We start from the raw sequence: 2,138 nt of genomic DNA, 5'->3' as shown, positions 1-2,138 counted from the left end.
GGCTCCATTGGAGTCCAGAAGGAGGCTCGCTTGATGCAGAGGGTCGAGATCATTACCGGCAAGGAGCGGCGCCGGCGGTGGAGCGAAGCGGAGAAGGCGCGGTTGGTGGCCGAGACGCTGGAACCGGGTGCGATCGTCGCCCATGTCGCCCGCCGGCATGGGGTGGCGGAAAGCTGCCTGTACACGTGGCGCCGCCATCTGGTTGGCGGGATGGCCGATCGGCTGCCGCCTGATGACGCCCCGCTGCTGATCCCTGTGAGCGTCGACACGGCCCCGGTTTGTGAAGCGGGGTCGTCGTCCCCGCCATCGGCGCCTGCGCCTCGCGCGCTGGTTCGGTTTGCCGACGGGACACGGCTGGAGATCGGGGCGGACTACCCGACGCCGGCGTTGACGGCGCTGATCGCCGCGCTCATGGGGCGGCGATGATCAGCGTGCCGCCGGGCGTGCGGGTCTGGCTGGCGGCGCGGCCGGTCGACATGCGCAAGGGCTTTGACGGCTTGGCCGCCGTCGTCCAGCAGCACCTGTGCAAGGATCCGTTCTCGGGCCAGCTGTTCGTGTTCCGGGGCCGGCGCGGCGACCTGTTGAAGATTCTGGTGTGGGACGGCCAAAGGTTCGTTCTCATTTCCAAGAGATTGGAGAAAGGCCGCTTCGTCTGGCCGAGCCCGGCCACCGAACAGGTCCGTCTGTCACCGGCCGAACTCGCCATGCTGCTGGAGGGCATCGATTGGCGGGCCTTGCGCCGCACCGACGAGCCGGTGCCGACGTTGGCCTCCTGACAGCCTGCGGCGAGGTGACTCACCCCGGCTCCGGCCGGTGACCGGTGCACCGCCGGCCGGTACACTGGCGCCATGCTTCCGCATTCCACCGGCGATCCGCTTCCCGACGATGTGGCCGCCCTTCAGGCGCTGGTGGGCGAACTGTCGGCGCAGTTGGCCGAGCGCGAGCAGGCGGTGGCGGCGCGCGACCGCATCATCGACACGCTGAAGGGCCAGTTGGCCGCGTTGCGCCGGCGCAGCTTCCCAGAGTTCGGAAAGGATGGGCCGGGCCGCCGATCAGCTCGAACTGCAGATCGAGGAGTTGGAGCAGCATCAGGCCGAGCAAGCGGCCGTCCCCGCCCCGAAGGCGGCGATGCCGATCGGCGAGTGTATCCACCCGATCCGCAAGCCGCTGCCCGCCCATCTGCCGCGCGAGGACGAGGAACTGGCGCCGCCCTATGCCGCCTGCCCGGGCTGCGGGCTCGCCTTGCGGCGGATCGGCGAGGACGTCTTGGAGGTGCTGGAGATGGTGCCCGCACGGCTGCGGGTGCGCCGCTACGTCCGCCCGGTGATGGCCTGCCGGTGCTGCGGCGACATCAGCCAGGCGCCCCCGCCGCCGGTGCCGCTGCCCAAGAGCAACGCCGGCGCCAGCCTGCTCGCCGACATCGTGCTGGCCAAGTACGACGACCATCTGCCGGCCTACTGGCAGGCCGAGCGGTTCGCCCGCGAAGGGGTGGAGGTGCCGCGCTCGACGCTGACGGACTGGCTCGGCCGCACCGCGACGCTGCTGACGCCGCTGGCCGAGCGCATCGCCGCCCATGTGCTGGCCGCGGGCAAGCTGCACGTCGACGACACCCCGGTGCCGGTGCTCGCCCCCGGCGCCGGCAAGACCCGCACCGGGCGGCTGTGGGTCTACGCGCGCGACGACCGGGCCTGTGGCGACGCCACGGCGCCCGCGGCGCTCTACCGCTACACGCCCGACCGCAAGGGCGAGCATCCCCAGCGCCAGTTCGCCGGCTGGAGGGGCGCGCTGCAGGCCGACGGTTACGCCGGCTTCAACGCGCTGTACGAGCCCAAGGGGGCCGATCCGCCGGCGATCAGCGAGGTGGCCTGCTGGGCGCATGTGCGGCGGAAATTCTTCGACGTCCACCAAGCCCACAAGGGAGCCGCCGCCCAGGAGGTGCTGGAGCGCATCGGCCGGCTCTACGCCGTGGAGGAGCGCGTGCGCGGCCAGCCGGCGGCCCGGCGTGCCGCCGCGCGCCAAGCCGAGGCGGCGCCGGAGACCGCTGCGTTGCGCACCCATCTGGACCAGTTGCTCCGCCAGGTTTCGGGCAAATCCGCCCTGGCCGAGGCGATCCGTTACGCGCTCTCCCGCTGGCCGGC

3 protein-coding genes are annotated in these 2,138 nt (G+C 71.9%); all 3 read left to right on the top strand.

Translation table 11 applies throughout. From position 1 onward, the window contains the following. The coding region (gene tnpA / locus EJ913_RS31185; protein WP_211099089.1) for an IS66-like element accessory protein TnpA at positions 1–426 on the top strand (426 nt) is incomplete at its 5' end. Further along, a complete protein-coding gene (gene tnpB / locus EJ913_RS31180) occupies positions 423–776 on the top strand; it encodes an IS66 family insertion sequence element accessory protein TnpB (RefSeq protein ID WP_127005217.1) in 354 nt (117 codons plus the stop codon). The genes tnpA and tnpB, both read left to right, overlap by 4 nt. A gap of 259 nt (positions 777–1,035) precedes the next feature. Next, a partial coding sequence (gene tnpC / locus EJ913_RS31175; protein WP_127005216.1) for an IS66 family transposase occupies positions 1,036–2,138 on the top strand: 1,103 nt, incomplete at its 3' end.

The sequence above is a fragment of the Azospirillum doebereinerae genome (assembly GCF_003989665.1).
Taxonomy (GTDB): domain Bacteria; phylum Pseudomonadota; class Alphaproteobacteria; order Azospirillales; family Azospirillaceae; genus Azospirillum; species Azospirillum doebereinerae.
This window is presented reverse-complemented; position numbering and strand designations above follow the sequence as displayed.